At 71.1% G+C, this 17,862-nt stretch carries 19 protein-coding genes; 5 read left to right on the top strand and 14 right to left on the bottom strand.

Translation table 11 applies throughout. From position 1 onward, the window contains the following. The 6 genes from BMZ18_RS15190 to rpmB are packed head-to-tail and all read right to left on the bottom strand — an operon-like array spanning position 1 to position 2,457. Positions 1-459, bottom strand: a complete 459-nt coding sequence (locus BMZ18_RS15190) for a hypothetical protein (RefSeq protein WP_068365709.1) — start codon at positions 457-459, stop codon at positions 1-3. Positions 460-491: 32 nt separating this feature from the next. Next, entirely contained in the window at positions 492-1,418 is a 927-nt protein-coding gene (locus BMZ18_RS15185; RefSeq protein ID WP_068365710.1) for an AEC family transporter, read from the bottom strand. 32 nt (positions 1,419-1,450) lie between these two features. After that, positions 1,451-1,705, bottom strand: a complete 255-nt coding sequence (gene rpsR / locus BMZ18_RS15180; RefSeq protein ID WP_068102727.1) for a 30S ribosomal protein S18 — start codon at positions 1,703-1,705, stop codon at positions 1,451-1,453. 41 nt (positions 1,706-1,746) lie between these two features. Continuing rightward, positions 1,747-2,052, bottom strand: coding sequence for a 30S ribosomal protein S14 (gene rpsN, locus BMZ18_RS15175; RefSeq protein ID WP_068102725.1), 306 nt, complete (start codon positions 2,050-2,052; stop codon positions 1,747-1,749). Further along, positions 2,052-2,219: a 50S ribosomal protein L33 gene (gene rpmG / locus BMZ18_RS15170; protein ID WP_068102723.1), complete on the bottom strand. Its 168-nt coding sequence runs from the start codon at positions 2,217-2,219 to the stop codon at positions 2,052-2,054. The genes rpsN and rpmG overlap by 1 nt, the downstream gene beginning before the upstream one ends. A gap of 1 nt (position 2,220) precedes the next feature. Then, a complete protein-coding gene (gene rpmB, locus BMZ18_RS15165) occupies positions 2,221-2,457 on the bottom strand; it encodes a 50S ribosomal protein L28 (RefSeq protein ID WP_068102722.1) in 237 nt (78 codons plus the stop codon). Between the two features lie 93 nt (positions 2,458-2,550). Here rpmB and mrf point away from each other — a divergent pair, with 93 nt between their 5' ends. The 4 genes from mrf to BMZ18_RS15145 are packed head-to-tail and all read left to right on the top strand — an operon-like array spanning position 2,551 to position 5,722. Next, positions 2,551-3,807 (top strand): ribosome hibernation factor-recruiting GTPase MRF, encoded by a 1,257-nt coding sequence (mrf, locus tag BMZ18_RS15160; protein WP_068102720.1) that lies wholly within the window; start codon positions 2,551-2,553, stop codon positions 3,805-3,807. After that, a complete protein-coding gene (locus BMZ18_RS15155; protein ID WP_068147374.1) occupies positions 3,804-4,052 on the top strand; it encodes a type B 50S ribosomal protein L31 in 249 nt (82 codons plus the stop codon). The genes mrf and BMZ18_RS15155 overlap by 4 nt, the downstream gene beginning before the upstream one ends. A 9-nt stretch (positions 4,053-4,061) precedes the next feature. Beyond that, positions 4,062-4,541, top strand: coding sequence for a cation:proton antiporter regulatory subunit (locus tag BMZ18_RS15150; protein ID WP_068365697.1), 480 nt, complete (start codon positions 4,062-4,064; stop codon positions 4,539-4,541). Between the two features lie 2 nt (positions 4,542-4,543). Beyond that, complete coding sequence (locus tag BMZ18_RS15145) at positions 4,544-5,722, top strand: cation:proton antiporter (RefSeq protein WP_068102711.1); 1,179 nt, start codon at positions 4,544-4,546, stop codon at positions 5,720-5,722. Here the strand turns inward: BMZ18_RS15145 and BMZ18_RS15140 are convergent. Beyond that, positions 5,634-6,131, bottom strand: a complete 498-nt coding sequence (locus BMZ18_RS15140; RefSeq protein WP_068365698.1) for a DnaJ family domain-containing protein — start codon at positions 6,129-6,131, stop codon at positions 5,634-5,636. The two genes, BMZ18_RS15145 and BMZ18_RS15140, sit on opposite strands and share 89 nt — an antisense overlap. Before the next feature lie 13 nt (positions 6,132-6,144). After that, positions 6,145-8,523, bottom strand: coding sequence for an ATP-binding protein (locus BMZ18_RS15135; RefSeq protein ID WP_068365699.1), 2,379 nt, complete (start codon positions 8,521-8,523; stop codon positions 6,145-6,147). Between the two features lie 159 nt (positions 8,524-8,682). Between BMZ18_RS15135 and zwf the strand changes: the two genes are divergently transcribed. Continuing rightward, positions 8,683-10,164, top strand: coding sequence for a glucose-6-phosphate dehydrogenase (gene zwf, locus BMZ18_RS15130; protein WP_139203989.1), 1,482 nt, complete (start codon positions 8,683-8,685; stop codon positions 10,162-10,164). A gap of 42 nt (positions 10,165-10,206) precedes the next feature. Here the strand turns inward: zwf and BMZ18_RS15125 are convergent, their stop codons facing one another. The 6 genes from BMZ18_RS15125 to BMZ18_RS15100 all read right to left on the bottom strand — a co-directional run bounded on the left by BMZ18_RS15125 (position 10,207) and on the right by BMZ18_RS15100 (position 17,858). After that, positions 10,207-11,397 (bottom strand): lipase family protein, encoded by a 1,191-nt coding sequence (locus BMZ18_RS15125; protein WP_068365700.1) that lies wholly within the window; start codon positions 11,395-11,397, stop codon positions 10,207-10,209. A gap of 3 nt (positions 11,398-11,400) precedes the next feature. Beyond that, positions 11,401-12,678 (bottom strand): hypothetical protein, encoded by a 1,278-nt coding sequence (locus tag BMZ18_RS15120; protein WP_082895205.1) that lies wholly within the window; start codon positions 12,676-12,678, stop codon positions 11,401-11,403. After that, a complete protein-coding gene (locus tag BMZ18_RS15115) occupies positions 12,665-13,777 on the bottom strand; it encodes a glycosyltransferase (protein ID WP_068365701.1) in 1,113 nt (370 codons plus the stop codon). The genes BMZ18_RS15120 and BMZ18_RS15115 overlap by 14 nt, the downstream gene beginning before the upstream one ends. Next, a complete protein-coding gene (locus BMZ18_RS15110) occupies positions 13,761-14,999 on the bottom strand; it encodes a YveK family protein (protein ID WP_068365702.1) in 1,239 nt (412 codons plus the stop codon). The genes BMZ18_RS15115 and BMZ18_RS15110 overlap by 17 nt, the downstream gene beginning before the upstream one ends. A 259-nt stretch (positions 15,000-15,258) precedes the next feature. Further along, positions 15,259-16,371 (bottom strand): glycosyltransferase family 4 protein, encoded by a 1,113-nt coding sequence (locus tag BMZ18_RS15105; RefSeq protein ID WP_068365703.1) that lies wholly within the window; start codon positions 16,369-16,371, stop codon positions 15,259-15,261. Continuing rightward, the gene (locus BMZ18_RS15100) at positions 16,368-17,858 is read right to left on the bottom strand and encodes a flippase (RefSeq protein WP_244516556.1); all 1,491 of its coding nucleotides are present in this window, start codon (positions 17,856-17,858) and stop codon (positions 16,368-16,370) included. Before BMZ18_RS15100 ends, BMZ18_RS15105 begins: the two co-directional genes overlap by 4 nt. Positions 17,859-17,862: the final 4 nt, after the last annotated feature.

Below are 17,862 nucleotides of genomic sequence, written 5' to 3'. Positions count from 1 at the left end.
TCAGGTTCCGTTCCGCACGGTGCGGTCGCCCACCGGGGCGGAGAGGTCGAGCTCCATGGTGCCGACGACGGCGATCATGATGCAGGTCTTGTCCTGCGCGGACGCGAGGCGGCCGGTACGGACGGTGATCGTCACGTCACGCTCGGTCTCGGCGACGGTCGCGTCGGCGCCGTAGCACTCGGGGGAGCCGGTGACGAAGTGCACCGCGATGCGATTGCCGGGCAGCGCGGTCCAGGCCTCGAACGGTGTCGACTGCGCCAAGACGAGGGCGGGCTCGGGGCGAAACGCGGTGCCGGACTGGTCGATCGGTACCTCGTGCGGCACGGGAGGGGCGCCGGGTACCGGAACCATGTCGGTGGGGCTGGCTCCCGCGCCGTCGGGGTCGGCGGGTTCGGCGGCGCCGGAACTGCAGGCGGCGAGCGTCAGACAGAGCAGTAGTCCGACCGCGAGCGCCTTCATGACCTCCACCGTAGCGAAAATTTTTCGCGCCCCTACGCGAGCAGGGCGGCCACGGCGGCGATGAGGGGGATGGCGAGCACGGTGGTGACGAAGCCGGTGTCGCGGGCGAGGACGACGCCGCGGCCGTAGCGGGAGGCGTAGACGAACACGTTCTGCGCCGTCGGGAGGGAGGCGATGACGACGACGGCGAAGAGCTCCTTGCCGTCGACTCCCCACACCCATCGCGCCAGGACGTAGGTGAGGACGGGGAGGGCGACGGTCTTGAGTCCGGCTGCCAGCAGGACGTCCGATCGTGGGGTGTCGCCGCCGCGCTGGAGCACGCGTGCGCCGCGCAGCGACATGCCGAACGCCAGGAGTGCGCCGGGGACGCTGACGGCGCCGAGAAGGGCGAACGGTTCCGCGACCGGCGCGGGCAGGGTGACACCGGTGACGGCGAGGGCGAGGCCGGCGAGCCCGGCGAGCACGATGGGGTTGGTGAACGGCGCGGCGACGATCGACAGGGCCGAGGCGCGCCCGGGTGACGTCGTGACGTCGAGGATGCCGAGTGCGACGGGGGAAAGCACCATGATCTGGAAGAGCAGCAACGGGGCGATGAAGGATGCGTCACCGAGGACGAAGACCGCGATGGGGATGCCGAGATTGGCCGCATTGACGTAGCACGCGGAGAGGGCGGCGACCGTGGCCTCGGGTGCCGGGCGTCGCCGCAGGAGCGCGCCGACGAAGGCGAGGACACCGATCGCCGACGCGCTGACCGCGGTGATGGCCAGGGTGGACGAGAAGACCACCGACAGGTCGGAGGTGGACAGAGTGTCGAACAGCAGCGCCGGGGTGGCGACGAAGAAGACGGTGCGGCCGAGGACGAACTCGCCGTGGGCGCCGAGCACCCCGGTGCGGGCCACGACGTAGCCCACGGCGATCACCACGAAGATGACGGTGAACCCGGCGACTACTCCCGACACGTCGCCGGCCACACCCTCCTACGTCGTCGGTGTCACCGAGTGGTGAACGGCAGCAGAGCCATCTCGCGGGCGTTGCGCACGGCGGTGGCGACCTGCCGCTGCTGCTGCGGGGTGAGGCCGGTGACGCGGCGGCTACGGATCTTGCCGCGATCGGAGATGAACTGGCGGAGCAGGTTCACGTCCTTGTAATCGACCTCGGTGATGCCCGCCGCGATGAGCGGGTTCTTCTTGGGCTTGCGGTTCGCCTCGGCGCGGTCCTTCTTGGACGGGCCTCGCTTGACTGCCATGTGGTGCTCCTACTTCCCGGCTCGTGTCGGTGCGTGCGCTGTCACCAGCTGCTCTTGTGGACGCCGGGGAGTTCTCCACGGTGTGCCATCTCGCGAACGCGAATGCGGGACAGTCCGAACTGGCGAAGATGCCCGCGAGGGCGTCCGTCCACAGCGTCGCGTCGGCGCAATCGTACCGGACTCGCGTCACGCGGCAGACGCTGCAGGGCGGCGAGGGCGGCGGTGCGGTCCGCGTCCGAGGTGCTGGGGCGCCGGATGGTCTCCTTCAGTTCGCGACGACGCTCGGCCCACCGCTCGACGACGACGCTGCGCTGAGCGTTTCGGGCGATCTTGGATTTCTTGGCCATCAGCGCTCCTCGCGGAAATCGACGTGCCGACGCACGACGGGGTCGTACTTCTTCAGCACCAACCGGTCGGGGTCGTTGCGTCGGTTCTTGCGGGTGACGTAGGTGTAGCCGGTCCCGGCGGTGGACTTCAGTTTCACGACGGGCCGGATGTCGGTGCTCTTCGCCATGTCAGACCTTCCGTCCGTCGGCGCGCAGGCGGGCGATCACGGCGTCGATGCCGTCGCGGTCGATGGTCTTGATGCCCTTGGCGGACACGGTGAGGGTGACGCGGCGGCCGAGGCTGGGGACGAAGTACGTCTTCTTCTGGATGTTGGGGTTCCAGCGTCGTGAGGTGCGGTGGTGAGAATGCGACACCGACTTTCCGAAGCCGGGTGCGCGTCCGGTGACGTCGCAGTGCGCGGACATGGTCGAGCCTTCCTTGTCGACAACGATTGTCGTTTCGGTCGGTGGACTGTACGCTGAACCGTCGGTAATGACAATCGTTGTCGAAAGGATGCCATGACGGTCGATCGCACCCCGCTCGTGCTGGTCTGTGGACCGCGCGGGCCGCTCGAGGCGGTGACCACGTCCCTTGCCGAGCCCGGCACCGCCGTCGTCCACCACGATCTGAGCGGCGTCGAGGCCGGCGTCGTCACCCGGCGCACCACGCGCGTCGACGCCGACGGCCAGGCCCGCGTGCGCGACGTCGCTCTCGGCGTCGCGGGCTGCTGCGTCGACTGCATGCTGCGTATGGACCTGCTGCCGCTGCTGCGCACGCTCGCCGACGACGCCGCGGTGCGCCGCATCGTCGTGCGCCTCGACCCCCTGCTGGAAGCGGAGGCGTTGTGCTGGGCGATCGAGAACACCGTCGTCACGGGCATGGTCGGCCGGGTGGACGCCCCCGCGGGTCACGACGTCCGGATCGAGGCCGTGGTCGGATGCGTCGACGCGGCGTCGTTCCTCGGTGACGCGACCGGCGACGAGCCGATGTCGGCGTACGACGACCGCACCGTCGCGCAGGTGACCGTGGGCAACGCGCGTCACGCCGACGTGCTGGTGGTCGCCGATACCGCGCCGGATCGCTGGACCGCGGCCCGGCTCACCGCCGTCCTCGCCCGCCTCGCGCCGCGGGCGGCCACCACGTGGATCGCGGTGAACGAGACGCCTGCCGACCTGCTCGCCGCGGTGCCGGCGTCGTCACGTCGTGGTGCGGTGGACGACGCGCACGCCCCGCTGCTCGACGGCGCCCCGCCGCTCACCGAGGACTGCGGAGTGCAGTTACTCGAGATCTCCGATCGTCGTCCGTTCCATCCGGGCCGACTGCACGAGGCGGTCGACGTCCTGCTCGACGACGTCGTCCACGCCCGCGGCCGACTCTGGGTGGCCACGCAGCCCGACGCGGTGCTCTGGCTCGAGTCCGCCGGCGGCGGTCTGCGCATCGCCGCCGCCGGGCGGTGGCTCGCGGCGATGGACGCCCCCGAGTACGACGACGTGTCCGTCGCCCGACGGGCGATGGCGGCGCTGGGGTGGGACGACGAGTACGGCGACCGCGCCCAGTCGCTCGTCGTGCTGCTCGCCGGCGCCGACCCCGAGCACGTGCATCGCGTCCTCACCGACGCGCTGCTCACGGACGCCGAACTGGCTGATCCGGGGAGCTGGACCACCTGGGAGGACCCGTTCGGTCAGTACCACGAGGACCCGTGCGAGACCGACGAGCCCCGCGCGAGCACCACCGAATCCACTCTCCCGCGCAACACCGGAAAGGCACGCGAATGAAGAACGGCATCCACCCCGACTACCACCCGGTGGTCTTTCAGGACTCGGGCACCGGCTCGATGTTCCTCACTCGATCCACCGTGACCAGCGACCGCACGGTCGAGTACACCGACGGCCGCACCTACCCGCTGGTGGTCGTCGACGTCACCAACGAGTCGCACCCGTTCTGGACGGGTGCGGCGCGCGTCATGGACACCCAGGGCCGCGTGGAGAAGTTCGAGCGGCGCTACGGAAAGCGGCGCTAGCATCGCCGCATGAACGTCGACGTCACCCTGCTGCCCGGTATCGGGGTGCGCAAGGACTTCGCACTGGCCGGTGGTCGGCGCATCGGGGTGATCACCCGCAAGGACGGCACCAACGAGCTGATCGTGTCCAAGCGCGACGATCCGGACACCACGCAGGCATCGATCACGCTGAGCAACGAGGAAGCGGCGGCGCTGGGCAACCTGCTCGGCGCGCCGCAGCTCGTCGCGCAGCTCGGCGAGGAACACCGCGAGCTCCCCGGCATCCGGACGCGGCAGCTTCCCGTGCAGGAGGGTTCGCGGTTCGACGGCCGGACGCTCGGGGACACGGCGATGCGCACCCGCACGGGGGTGTCGGTGGTGGCGGTCATGCGGGCCGGGCAGGTGCAGCCGTCGCCCGCTCCGGACTTCACCCTGGTCGCCGGTGACCTGCTGGTCGCCGTCGGCACCACCGAAGGGCTCGATCACGCCGCCAAGATCCTCGGCTGCTGACCGTGGGGGAGACCGCGCTGGGGCTCACCGAGCTCGGGGCGGTCTTCTTCGCGCTCGGCCTGCTCGCGCGTCTGGCCACACGCGTCGGCCTCTCGCCGATCCCGTTCTACTTGGTGGCGGGCCTGTTCTTCGGCAAGGGCGGGATCGTCGACCTCGACGGCATCGACGAGTTCACCGAACTGGCCAGCGAGATCGGCGTGGTCCTGCTGCTCCTGCTCCTCGGTCTCGAGTACACGGCGGCGGAACTGGTGACGGGACTGCGCCGCTCGTGGATCGCGGGCGTGGTGGACATCGTCCTCAACGCGGGCCCCGGCGCGGTGGTGGCACTGATGCTCGGGTGGGGTCCGGTCGGCGCCCTGGTCCTCGCGGGCGTCACGTACATCTCGTCGTCGGGCATCGTCGCGAAAGTACTCACCGATCTCGGCCGTCTCGGCAACCGGGAAACGCCGGTGGTGTTGTCGATCCTCGTTTTCGAAGACCTCACCATGGCGCTCTACCTTCCCGTGCTCACCGCCGTCGTCGGCGGGGTGACACTCCTCGGCGGTGCCGAGGCCGTCGGGATCTCCCTGCTGGTGGTCTCCGTGGTGCTTCTCGTGGCCCTGCGATACGGACGCGTGGTGTCCGCGCTGCTCGCCGGCCCGGACCGAGAAGTGATGCTGCTGAAAGTGTTCGGGGCCGCGCTGCTCGTCGCCGGACTCGCGTCCGCCCTGCAGGTGTCGGCCGCGGTCGGGGCGTTCCTGCTCGGTATCGCGGTGTCCGGCACCACCGCGCAGGCGGCGACCCGCGTCCTGGAACCGCTGCGGGATCTGTTCGCGGCCGTCTTCTTCGTGGTGTTCGGGTTCAACACCGACCCTCGCGCGATCCCGCCCGTGCTGGGCTACGCGGCCGCCCTGGCCGTGCTGACCGCGATCACCAAGATGGTCACCGGTGCCTGGGCCGCCGGTCGTCTCGGCGTCGGTCCGCTCGGCCGGATGCGTGCCGGAGCCGCCTTGATCGCGCGGGGCGAATTCTCCATCGTCATCGCCGGTCTCGCGGTCGCGGCAGGTGCGGTCCCGCCCGATCTGGCCGCCCTCGCCACCGCCTACGTGCTGATCATGGCCGTCGTCGGCCCCATCGCAGCCCGCGTCGTCGAGCCGGTGACGGAGCGGGTGCTGGCTGCGCGCGCCGCGCCTCCGCCCTAGCGCGGACCAGCGCGTCCCGGTCCCGAAGCCACTGCGCGACAACGGCGTCGACGTCGACCCGCGACACCGGAATCACCGGCCCGACCGGGATGCGCAGGTAGTCCATGATGCGCCGGTTCAGCTCGCGCACCTCGGCCCGTACGGCGTCCTCGGTCCGCAGACACGCGACCGTGTCCCGCAGGTTCTCGATCTCCTTGCGCAGCCGCAGCGGGGTGGGCAGCAGCGCGTCGGACGGCAGATTCTCCCGCCGCAGATACCCCCGCACCCAGGCCAACTCGTCGGTACTCGACGCGGGGATCGGCTTGCCCGCCCCGGGTAGGTTCTCGAACGCACCCGCCTCCTGCGCCGACCGGATCTGCCGGTCGACCCAGGTCTCGATCGAGATGTCGTGGGGTTTGCGGTCGGTCATCGCGCCTGCCGAGTCAAGCCAGTTCGCGCACGAAGTCGTCCACCACCTGCGCGGCGAGGATGCGGGCCTTCACGTTGTCGGTCTGGCTGCGCTTGGCGATGATCTCGAACGCGCGGTCCGGTCCCACGTTCTCCTGAGCCATGATCAGGCCCACCGCCTGGCTCAGCACGCTGCGACTGTCCAACGCGATGCGCAGGGACGAGATCTCGCGCTGCGCGTCGCCCAGCAACTGCTCGCGCAGTCGCGCCAGCTCCAGATGCACCCGCACCCGGGCCACGAACTCGGCCGGCTGGAACGGCTTGACCACGTAGTCGTCGGCCCCGATGCGCAGACCCTCGATCACCTGCGCGGACCCGGTGCGGGCGCTCACCAGCACGATCGGCACGCGGACCAACCGCCCGTCCGAGCGTGCCTCGTCCACGAGCGACAGTCCGCTGCGCCCCGGCAGCATGATGTCGCTGACGATGATGTCGGGCGGAGTCGCCCGCGCGGTCGCGAGGGCGGTGTCGACCTCGTCGGTCGCGGTGACGTGCCACCCCTGGTCCTCGAGCAGGCCGGTGACGTACCGGCGCATGTCGGCGTTGTCCTCGACGAGAAGGACCCGTCGTTGTCCGTCCGTCGGCGGGGCCTGCGTCGATCGCGCCTCGTCCGACCCGACCGGCCGCCACTGCTCGGCCTCGCCGACGTAGCGCGCACCGAGTTCGGTGACCAGATCCGTCGGCGTCACGGCGTCCGGCCCAGCGGTGGCGACCGTCGCCGGAACAGCGACGGTGAAGACCGTTCCGCGGGGGACGTTCTCGGTGACCTCGACGGTGCCGCCGAGGGCGGTGACGATGTCCGACACCAGGGACAGCCCGACGCCGGATCCCTCGCGACTGCGGCTGGTGACCCCGGACACCTGATAGAAGCGCTCGAAGATCCTCCGTCGGTCCGACTCGGGGACGCCGGGTCCGGTGTCGGCGACCTCGAGGACGAGTCGTCGTGATCCGTCGTCCGCCACGGGGCAACGAAGCGTGACGCGGATCGATCCCTCGGTGGTGAACTTGACCGCGTTGGACACCAGGTTCATCACCAGGTGCGTCCACGGTGCGCGGTCGAGGTCCAGCAGGGCGCCCCCGGTGTCGGTGTCGACCGTCAACTCCAGCCCGGCGCGGTCGGTGCTGTCCCGGAACAGGCCCACGGCGTCGCCGATCAATGCGGCGGCGTCCGTCGGCTCGGGATCGGGGCGCATCTCCCCGGCGTCGGCGCGGGCCACGTCGAGCAGCGTGTCGACCAGCTTCTGCAGGCGCAGGGCGGACCGACGGGCGGACTGCAGGGCCTGGACGTGGCGGTCGTCGAGGTGGCCGGACGCGTCGGACAGCACCGCGTCGAGCGGTCCCAGCATGAGGGTGAGCGGGGTGCGGAACTCGTGGCTGACGTTCTCGAAGAAGCGGGTCTTGTCCGCGTCCAGCTCCTCGAGCTGCTCGGCACGACGCCGCTCGGCCGCGTAGGAGTGGGCGTCCGTGAGCGCGGTGGTGATGCGCGCGGCGACGAGTTCGAGGAAGACGCGGTACTGGTCGTCGACGCGTCGGAGTTCGCTGGTTCCCGTGACGAGCACGCCCGTGGGCGCGTCCGACGACGCCAGCAGAGGCTGCACCAACGCCGAGGTCGGGCCGATGGCGACGGTCTCGGCGACGCCCGACGCGGCGACGCGGGACGTCACCTCGCGGAGGTCCGCGGTGCGCAGGACCCCGTCGGCGGTGTCGAACGACGCCACCTGCGCCGGCCCGTCGTCGGTGCCGAGGAAGGCAGCAGCGTAGGGAACGTCGTCCGGGTTCTCGGACAGCCGAGCCACCGCAGCACGACACACGCTGGCCACCCCGGCGTCCGCGGTGACCGACACGGTCCCCAGATCGCGGAGCGTGGCGAGCCGACGCTCGGTCAGAACCTCCTGGGTGACGTCGGACGTCGCAACGAAGACTCCGTTCACGCCGCCGTCGTCACCGAAGATGGGACTGTAGGAGAACGTGAAGTAGGTTTCCTCGACGTAGCCGAAGCGGTTCAGGAGAAACCTCTCCCGGCGCCGGTGGACGGCCGTGCCGCTCAGCGCCTCGTCCGCGAGCGGGCCGATGGCGTCCCACGCGAAGTTCCAGCAGTCCTGCGCGCGCTGTCCGACGGCCTTGGGGAACAGCTCGCCGGCCATGGGCGTGTAGGCGTGGTTGAAGATCTGCACCAGATCGTCGCCCCACCACAGCAGCATGCCCACCTCGGACGGGAGCACGGTGCGGATGGCGGAGACGAGGGCCGCGGGCCACTGCTCGACGGGCCCCAGCGAGGTGGAGGACCAGTCGAACTCGCGGTGCGCGGTCGCCGTGGGATCGGTACCGGGGAACAACTCGTCCCGGGTCGTCATGCTGCGTCGACCGTCATGCGCGGTGCGACCGGTGTGTGGACATCCCGGCCATGATTCTGTGCGTTCCCTTCCGATATCGGTTACTCGTACAGTGTAAAGCGTTCACGGACCCCCGGGTGACGATCCGACGACCGGCCCGGGCGCGGGGTGTGTGGAACCATGTGGGCGGTGACGTCCTCCCGGTTCGCCCCACCGCTGTCCGCTCCCTGCCCGCAGGTGGTCGTTCTCTTCGGAGCCACCGGTGACCTGGCCAAACGCAAGCTGCTGTCGGGCATGATGCATCTGGTTCTGTCGGATCTCGCTCCCCGCCTGCGCATCGTGGGCACCTCGCTCGAATCGATGACCGACGAGGAGTTCCGGGCGTTGGCGGAAACGGCCGTGGAGACGTTCTCGGCGCGGTCGCCGTCGCAGGAAGAGTGGGACCGGTTCGAGGAGCGCCTGACCTACGTCTCGCAGCAGGACGGGCCGGAGGCACTCGCCGCGGCCGTCGAGCGGGCCGAGGAGGCGCTGCGAGCGGACGGTGGCGACAATGACATGCGGGTGGAGCGCCTGCACTACCTGTCGGTTCCGCCGGCGGCCGCGCTGTCGGTGGTGGAGATGCTCGGTCGGGCGGAGTTGGTCGAGCGGTCCCGCATCGTGATGGAGAAGCCGTTCGGCACCGACCTCGCGAGCGCCCGCGACCTCAACGCGGCGGTGCACGAGACCTTCGCCGAGGACCAGATCTTCCGGATCGACCACTTCCTGGGCAAGGAGCCGGCGCAGAACATCCTGGCCTTCCGCTTCGCCAACGGCCTCTTCGAACCCATCTGGAACCGCACGTTCATTCAGCACGTGCAGATCGACGTGCCCGAGACGCTGGGTCTCGACGGTCGCATCGGGTTCTACGAGGCCACCGGCGCGTTCAAGGACATGGTGGTCACCCACCTGTTCCAGGTTCTGGCGTTTGTGGCGATGGAGGCGCCCACCGCACTCGAACCCGACGCCATCCGCGAGGAGAAGAACAAGGTCTTCCGGTCGATGCTGCCGGTGGAGCCGTCCGACGTGGTGCGCGGGCAGTACGCCGGGTACCGCGACGAGGAGGGCGTGGCGCCGGACTCCGAGACCGACACCTTCGTCGCCCTGCGAGTGCACATCGACAACTGGCGCTGGGCGGGCGTGCCGTTCTACCTGCGGACCGGAAAGAAGCTGGCGGAGGGCCAGCGCATCGTCTCCATCGCGTTCCGGGAACCGCCGAAGTCGATGTTCCCGGCGAATTCCGGTGTGGGAGCACAGGGTCCCGACCATCTGACGTTCGATCTGACGGACAACTCGAAGGTCTCGCTGTCCTTCTACGGCAAACGCCCGGGCCCCGGCATGCGGCTGGACAAGGCCAGCATGCAGTTCGCCCTCGAGGACACCGAGTCCGCCGACGACGCCCTCGAGGCCTACGAGCGGTTGATCCTCGACGCGATGCTCGGCGACCACACGCTGTTCACCACGGCCGAGGGCATCGAACGGCTGTGGGAGGTCTCCACGCCGCTGGTGGAGAACCCGCCGCCGGTGCGGACGTATCAGCCGGGGTCGTGGGGGCCCAACGCGATTCACGGTCTGGTCGCCCCGCACACCTGGCGCCTGCCGTTCGAGCGGCAGTGGCGCGAGTAGCGACACCATCAGGGCGGTGGCGGGAGTGACCACACAGTCGAGTCAGCGCATCTCGGCGCACGACGACGGCGCGGGCGCCCCGGCGTAGCGGTCCCGGAGCCACTCGGCCGGGGCCGCCCCGAAGTCGAGGATGCCGTGTCCCTGGCCGGGCGCGCCCCGCAACAACACCGTCGAACCCCGCTCGCACGCCTCGCGCGCCGCGTCGATGGTCCACTGCGGCAACGTCAGTCGATCCTCCTCGCCGTAGCCGACGAACATCGGCGCCGACGCGGCCGACGTCGGCACTCGGGCCTGGCGTAGCCAATCCCGTAGGCGGTCGGCCGCAGCGTCGTCGACGGGCGCGTAGTCGGCCGGCGTCGTGCGTGCGGCGATGTCGGCCTGCAGGGCCGTGTTCTCGCCCTCGCACGCGGCGAACACGTCGGCTCGATCCGCGAGTTGCCCCCGGAGGTAATCGGATCGGACGAGGTCGGGATGGACCACCTGCAGTCCGCGAATCAGCGAGGGCAGGACGACGATCTGTTCCTCGGTGAGCGTGCCCTCCGTCATCTCGTCGACGATGGGGGACAGGTCGGTGGCCGGCGACGCGCTGATGGTGCCCAGCAAAGAGAGCTCGCCGGCATAGTTCGCCGCGGCTTCGTTGGCGGCCCAGACGGCCTGACCGCCCTGGGACACCCCGTAGCCCACCCAGCGCGCCCCGGCGTCGCCGGTCACGGCGCGCGCCGCACGCACCGAATCGAGCACGTTGTAGCCGGCCGTGCGGGCGTCGAGGTAAGGGTGCTCGTCGGAGGTGCCGAGCCCCTCGTAGTCGGTCATGGTGACGAGGTAGCCGTTGGCGAGGAAGGGCAACACCGTCGGCAGCGACCCCAGCAGGCCGGTGTGCGTGGACGGGGCGCATCGACTCGCCGTCCCCGATGTGGCGTGCCCGACGGCGACCACCGGCCACCCGCCGGCGGGCGGAATTCCGTTGGGCACGAACACCACTCCGGTCACGGCCGTCGGCGAGCCGTCACGCGCGGAGGTCGAGCGATAACGGACGGTGACCGCCGCGGAGGTCAGGTCGTCGAGTGCGGCGTACCCGACGAAGTCCTCCGGCGGTTCGAGTAACTCACCGGGGTCTGCGGCCGCCGGTGACAGGGTGGTCGAACTCGGTGGCTGTACCTCGCCGCCGGGTGTGCAGGACGCCGCCAGCACGAGCGTCGCCACTGCGGCGAGCACCCGAACCGGCGACCCCACGGCTCACTCCCCGTGACGCAGCAGGGCGACGGGATCGAGGCACGCCCGCCGCAACGCTCGCGTGACCACGTTCGGGTCGATCATGTCGGCGCAGAAGGTCGCGGCGAGGGTGCGTCCCTTGTTCAGCCGGGAGACCAGGACGGTGATGCCGTCCGGACCGTCGGGTTCGAGCGTCGCCGTCATCTGCGCCGGGCGTCCGTCGTCGGCGAATTCGAGGTGGCGGTACAGGCCGGTGAGGTTGCCGAGGTCGCTGACCGCGAGGCGCAGTCGGTCCGGCACGGTGACGGTGCCGGTGTCGTCCGCCACCGGAGCGATCCGGTGCCGGGTGAGCGCGCTCCGGGCCTCCGACGCCCCGAGAACGGCCAGGGGCCAGCCGGAGTCGATGACGTCCTTCATCACGGTGGCCACGAGGCCCGGCGTCGCACCGGCGCCGACGCGCACGGGAATGCCGATGGCGAAGTTGCCGTGGCCCGTCCGGTCCGCTTCGGCGAGGTAGCGCCGGCAGTTGAAGAGGATCATCACGTGATCGTCGAGCGCCACCTGCTCGGCGCGCAGCGCCGCGTTCACCAGGGCGACGGTGACGGACGCCGCCGTCGCGCCCGGGGCGTGCTCGCGCGCCCACGCCTCCAGTGCGGCCGAGACCTCGGGGGTCATGAACTCGGCACGGCAGGTCTTGGTCTTCGCCCAGTTGTCGACGGTGCGGGTGGGCACCCCGTCGTCGGCGGTGTCGGGGCGGGCGTGGTCCGCGCGGACGCGGCGCAGATCCCGGACGGCGCGGGGGTTCTCGCGGAAGTGGCGCCACAGGGCACGCCGGGTGGCGCCGGCCGGCAACGCGGGTGCGAGGGTCGGGGCGAGAGTGCCGTCGGGATCGCCGGCGGCGACTCCGATCAGCAGGGTGCCGAACTGCCCGTCCCCGACGCCGTGGGAGTAGTCCACCACCGTGTAGTCCCCGCAGAGGATCACCTCGACGGGCAGTCGCGCGCCGTCTCGCTCGCGGATGCGGTTCATGAGCTCGCCGAGATCGTCGGTCGGCAGATCGGGCCGTTCGGTCACGGCGACCCCACCGGCGACGTCGTCGCGATACGCCCAAACGCGTTGGTCCGCACGAGGATCGAGCGCGATGCGGGAGGTCGGGGACACGGACCGGGCCGCGGTCAGAACGCCGCGCACGGCGTCGGCGGTGACGCCCGAGATCGGACCGAGCACGGCGATGGACCGCGCCGGCACGAAGGTGCGATCCAGGGGAGTGGAGGTGTACCGGGGTCGATCAGAGCGCGGCATCGACGACCTCCTGCATCTTGCGACGGAACTCGGCCCGCGAGAACCCTTCCGCCCACGACCTGATGTCGGCCCGGTCGAACGTCGACGGGTCGAAGGACCGCATCGCCTCCGCGAACCCGTCGACGATCTTCTCGTCTGAGCCCGGTGCCACGTGGATGCCGGTCCGGCCGTCGAGGACGGAGTCGAGTGCGCCGCCCTCGCCGAGCGCGATCACCGGCGTGCCCGTCGCCATCGATTCCACCGGCACGATGCCGAAGTCCTCGATGCCCGGCATGAGCAGGGCGCGGCAACTGCGATGCAGGTGCAGCAGCGTCTCGTGCGAGACCCGGCCGAGGAACTCGGTGTCCGGGCCCGCGAGGGCACGGCACTGATCCATCGCCCGGCCGTCGCCTGCAACCACCAGCCGCACACCGGCTTTCGCCGCCGCCCGGATGGCGATGTCGGGGCGCTTGTAGGGGACCAGACGGCCGGCGAGGAGAAAGAAGTCCTCGCGCTCGACGGACGGATCCGGCGTGAAGCCCTCGGTGTCGACGGGCGGATGGACGACGAGCGCGTCGTCGCGTCCCCACCAGTTCGCGATGCGCTCGGCGACCGCCGACGAGTTCGCCACCACCGTGCGCAGCCGTGGCGCGGCGCCGATCTCGCAGCGGCGAGCCACTGCGGACAGGCCGGTGAGGATGGCCGCACCCGCCTTCCCGCCGCCCTCGCCGGCGCGCAACTCCTTGTCCCAGGCCCACCGCGCCGGACTGTGTACGTACGCGATCACCGGGGCGTCCGTGGCGTGCACGGTCTGCGTCGCGAAGGCGTGGTGGCTGACCACGACGGCGTCGACGTCGCGAAGCGGGAGACGCCGGAACGCGAGCGGCATGAGCGGCAGCACCGGGGCGTAGGAACGCTGCCCGATCCCGTCGTAGATGCGGTTGAGCCACGTGGTGTGGGGCGGCGAACTCAGCCCGGCCGGAATGCCTTCCGGACGCGCGATGGGCGCGTACACCTGCGCCTGCGGCCACTGGATCGACAACTGCTCGACGACGTGCTCGGAGCCTGCGATCTCCGTGAGCCGCTCGTGGACGACGGCGATTCTACGATCGTTGGGCATTGTCCTCGACCTGTCTGTCGGGGCGTCGCACGGACGCGGGAGCGGGCCGACTCGCGCTGCCGGCGGGTTGGACCACCAGATGGGTGGGGATCTGGAACTCGGACAGGCGGCGCAGCGCGGCCTCGGCGGCCTTGCGGTCCGACCCGCCCTCCGAGACGAGCACCACGGCGGTGTCGACACTGCTCGCGTCGACGTACGTCCACCACTGACCCGTGAGGTCGGCACCCACCAGGGCGTCGGGGTGGCGGGCGTGCCCGTCCGGGCCCGTCGACATCGGCGCGGGGTAGCGGGCGTCGTCGCCGACGAGAACGAGAATGGTGGGCGACGAACCGTGCCGGGCGTGGCGCGCGCCGCTGCCGTTGCCTCGTTCCGCCGTGGCGACGGCCGCGGCGACGACGGGCGGAAGGCCTTCGCGGACGGTGGGATCGAAGCGGGCGCGGTACTTGCGCGCGATGCGGCGCGCCCAGGCGCGGCGGGGCTTGCGCCCGATGCGGCTGCGGATCAGCACGATCAGTTCCGCCGCCACGATGAACGCGGCGATCGCGGCCACGGAGGCCTCGGAGACCGGCAGCGGCGAGACCGGGGTGTCGCTGGGTTCCGGCACGGCGAGCACCATCAGGCGGTCGCCGCTCCCGGTGGTCTGCAACTGCGTCGCCTGGTCGCGCAGTTGGGAGAGGGACTGCTCGGCGGCCGTCCGCGACGGGTCGCCGGGGATGAGCTGGGCGATGCGCGCTTCCTCCGCCGCGATGGAGGCCTGGACCTGTTCGAGGCTGCTCTGCGAGTCCCGGGCGGCGTTGGCGCCGGCCGCCTGCGCCACGGTGGTGACCGTGGTGCGGGCGACGTCGAGTGCCTGCTCGGGGGAGTCGGCGGTGACGGTGAAGTCGAGCAGGGCCGGCGACGTCCCGGGCGCCAGCTCGAGGTGGGAAGCCAGTTCCGCTGCGGTCCATCCGGTGTCGGTCTGGGAGACCACCTGCTGCAGGACGTCGTTGTCGGCGGCGAGCCCGATGAACGGCGCGCGGAGCTGCTCGATGAACGCGTCGCCGGGGATGACCTCGCCCGAGGGCACGATCTCGGTGGTGACCGTGGCGGCGTACTGCTTCTCGGTGGCGAACGCACGCAGGCCGTAGACGCCGGCGCCGACGAGCAGCGCGATCAGCAGGGCGGGCACGACGGCGCGACCCAGTTCCTTCATGTGCCCGGCCAGGTCGATCGGCGGCGGCACGTCACCGCGGTGAACGGGATCGTCTATGGGCGCCAACCGAATCTCCCGGGGTTGTCCGTCACTGGTCTGGGCGTCGCACGATGCCGCGCAGCGTCGTCTCGTGTCGCACGGGACAGCACGTGTGCAACGCCGATACTACGCAGGGGCACAGGGCTTTCGCGGTAGGTGAACCGCCCCGTCGGCCCGCCGTCGGCGGCCGGTCGGAAACGGTCGGCGAAACCGCCGAGTCGACCGATTTCGGGAGCCGTGCCGTCGGTCCTCATCGGCTCACCGCCGTCAGGGCGTCCAGCAGGTGCGGAAGTGTCGTCGCCACGTCGTGACGGTCGGCGACGGCGGCGCGAGCGCGTCCGCCGATGGTCGCCCGGCGTTCGTCGTCGGCGAGAAGCGCCGCGATCTCCCGGGCGAGGGCGTCGGCGTCACCCGGCGGAACCAGCACGCCCGCACCGTCGGTGAGGAATTCGGTCGGCCCGCCGTGAGCGGAGGCCACCACGGGCAGGCCGTGCGCCATGGCTTCGAGCACCGAGAGCGGGCCGGCCTCCGGCAGGACCGAGGAGGACACGACCACGTCCCACCCGGCCATCACCGTGTCGGGATCGACGTGGCCGAGGAAGCGGACGCGGCCGGCCAGGTCCGGTCGCTCTGCGCGCGAGCGCAATTCGTCGACGTACGCCTGGTCGCCGGAGAAGCTGCCACCGGCCAGTTCCACGATCACGCCGTCCAACCGGGCGACGGCGTCGAGCAGAACTCGGTGTCCCTTCCACGGCGTGAGCAGGGCCAGCATTCCCACCACCGGCGGACGGTGGCGCGCACCGCGCAAGTCCGCCACCGGCCACCGCACCCCGTAGGGGACCACCCGCACGTCGGCGCCCAACGCGCGGACGGGGGCCGCCGCGGCCTCCGTGCAGGCCACCACGCGGTCGATACCGGGGAGACCGAGTCTCGCGACCGCGCGCTGCCGACCGCCGGGCACCGCGTCGTGCACCAGCCAGGAGACCCCGCCGGGCAGCCCGCCGCCCCGGCCGGCCAGCCGCGCCGCGGGCAGGGCGAAGAGCGAGTTGACCACCACGACGGGCCGAGTGCCGTCGGCGGTCGGACGCGCGGTGCGCCGGAGGACGCGCGCAGCGGTTGCCCACCGCGCGAGCATGCGTCCGCCGGCGGCGACGCGCGCGACACCGCCCTGGCCGCCGAGACCGAGGTCGGGAATCGACACGTGCTGCACCTCGGGGGGCAGGGCGTCGGCGAGCGCGCCCGGCGGGCACAGCACGGTCACCGGACGGTCGGCTCGCCGGGCTTCCCCGAGCACCGCGAGCAGCATCTTCTCCGCGCCCGAGACGTTGGCGGTGTGAGCCACCAGGATCACCGGCGCCGTCACGACTGCCTCCGCAGCAGCAGGAATCCCGTGCCGCCGACGACGGCGGCGCCCACCACCGAGATCGGGAACCACCAGGCGGGAGCGGCGGATTCGAGCAGGGACCCGAGCGCCGCCACCGCGGCGGTGACGACGGCGACGACGCCGATCGACCCGACCGGCAGCAACCCGGACACCGGCATCGTCCGGCCGATGACCACCCACAGCGCGACTACGGTCACGGCGAACGTCACCACCGTCGCCACGGCGGACCCGGTGTAGGAGTAGCGGGGGATGAGGATCAGGTTGAGCACCACGTTGAGAATCAGTCCGGCGAGGGCCACGGCCGGGTAGTGGCGCTGCTTCGACGCCGACGCGAGCAGGAACACGCCGAGCAGGATCAGGCTCATCACCGCGGCGCCGAGCACCAGCAACCTCGCCGCGTCGGCGCCGGGGACGAAGCGATCACCGTACAGCAGGCGGATCAGCGGATCCGCCGACGGCCAGAACGCGGCCACCGCCACCCCGCCGAACGTCGCGAACGCCAGTGCGGCCGTGCGAGTTCGCTTGCGGAAGGTCGGCAGTTCCGATGGCCACGCGGCCACCAGCAGGGTGCTCACGGGAGCCACGGCGGCGAGTGCGATGGTGTCCATCATGTCGGAGAACTTGTAGCCGATGGCGTAGAGACCGACGGCGTCGAACGTGTCCAGCAGACTGAGCATGAGCACGTCGATCTTGAGCATCGCGATCGTCAGCGCGAAGCCGATGGCGAGCGGAATCGCCTCGCGCAGATAGGGACCCCACCGGTGGACGTCGAGGTGCCGAGACGGGCGCAGTCCGACCGAGCGTCGCCGCACGGCGAAGCCCTTGGTGACCACGCGGAACGCCTCGTTGGCCACCGCGGGGAGGACGAAGATCAACAGGGTCGGGGCGAACACCGCGGCCAGCACCGTCAGGGCGAGTTGGAGTACCTGACCGGCCGATTCGGCCACCGCCACCAGCAGCATGCGGTGGCGTGCCTGGAACAGCACGGACAGTGCGTGCGACGGCGTCGCGAACACCACCACCAGGCCACCGAGCACGGTCGCCAGGACCACCTCGCCCGGGTAGCCGAGCACCACGACGTAGCCGACCGCCAGGACGTAGCCGACGAGCCCGAGGACGGTCCGCAACGCGAGGAACGACGATGCGGTGCGGGCGATCTCGTCGGGATCGTCGTCGATCAGCTTCGCCAGCACCACGCGTCCGACACCGAGGTCGGTCACCACCGACATCAGGCCCAGCAAAGCGAAGACGAAGCTGAACTGGCCCCACTCCTCGGCGCCGAGCGATCGGGCGACGACGACGCTGCCGGCCCAGCCCAGACCGGCGACGATCACGCGCGACGCCAGCACCGCGGCGGTGGCGCGGGCCGCGGCCTTCGGATCGGCGGCGAGCGCGCGGTAGTCCGGGGACGTGCGCTCCGCCTCGGCGGTGACGTCCGGTGGCAGTTGATCGGGGTTCTCGTCCACGGCC

It is taken from the genome of Rhodococcoides kroppenstedtii (assembly GCF_900111805.1).
Lineage (GTDB): Bacteria > Actinomycetota > Actinomycetes > Mycobacteriales > Mycobacteriaceae > Rhodococcoides > Rhodococcoides kroppenstedtii.
This window is presented reverse-complemented; position numbering and strand designations above follow the sequence as displayed.

Coding starts and splice junctions, on each gene's coding strand:
- mrf (WP_068102720.1), top strand. CDS start 2,551: ATGACGGTCGATCGCACCCCGCTCGTGCTGGTCTGTGGACCGCGCGGG.
- BMZ18_RS15135 (WP_068365699.1), bottom strand. CDS start 8,523: ATGACGACCCGGGACGAGTTGTTCCCCGGTACCGATCCCACGGCGACC.
- rpsR (WP_068102727.1), bottom strand. CDS start 1,705: ATGGCAGTCAAGCGAGGCCCGTCCAAGAAGGACCGCGCCGAGGCGAAC.
- BMZ18_RS15155 (WP_068147374.1), top strand. CDS start 3,804: ATGAAGAACGGCATCCACCCCGACTACCACCCGGTGGTCTTTCAGGAC.
- BMZ18_RS15150 (WP_068365697.1), top strand. CDS start 4,062: ATGAACGTCGACGTCACCCTGCTGCCCGGTATCGGGGTGCGCAAGGAC.
- zwf (WP_139203989.1), top strand. CDS start 8,683: ATGTGGGCGGTGACGTCCTCCCGGTTCGCCCCACCGCTGTCCGCTCCC.
- BMZ18_RS15140 (WP_068365698.1), bottom strand. CDS start 6,131: ATGACCGACCGCAAACCCCACGACATCTCGATCGAGACCTGGGTCGAC.
- BMZ18_RS15120 (WP_082895205.1), bottom strand. CDS start 12,678: ATGCCGCGCTCTGATCGACCCCGGTACACCTCCACTCCCCTGGATCGC.
- rpmG (WP_068102723.1), bottom strand. CDS start 2,219: ATGGCGAAGAGCACCGACATCCGGCCCGTCGTGAAACTGAAGTCCACC.
- rpsN (WP_068102725.1), bottom strand. CDS start 2,052: ATGGCCAAGAAATCCAAGATCGCCCGAAACGCTCAGCGCAGCGTCGTC.
- BMZ18_RS15115 (WP_068365701.1), bottom strand. CDS start 13,777: ATGCCCAACGATCGTAGAATCGCCGTCGTCCACGAGCGGCTCACGGAG.
- BMZ18_RS15190 (WP_068365709.1), bottom strand. CDS start 459: ATGAAGGCGCTCGCGGTCGGACTACTGCTCTGTCTGACGCTCGCCGCC.
- rpmB (WP_068102722.1), bottom strand. CDS start 2,457: ATGTCCGCGCACTGCGACGTCACCGGACGCGCACCCGGCTTCGGAAAG.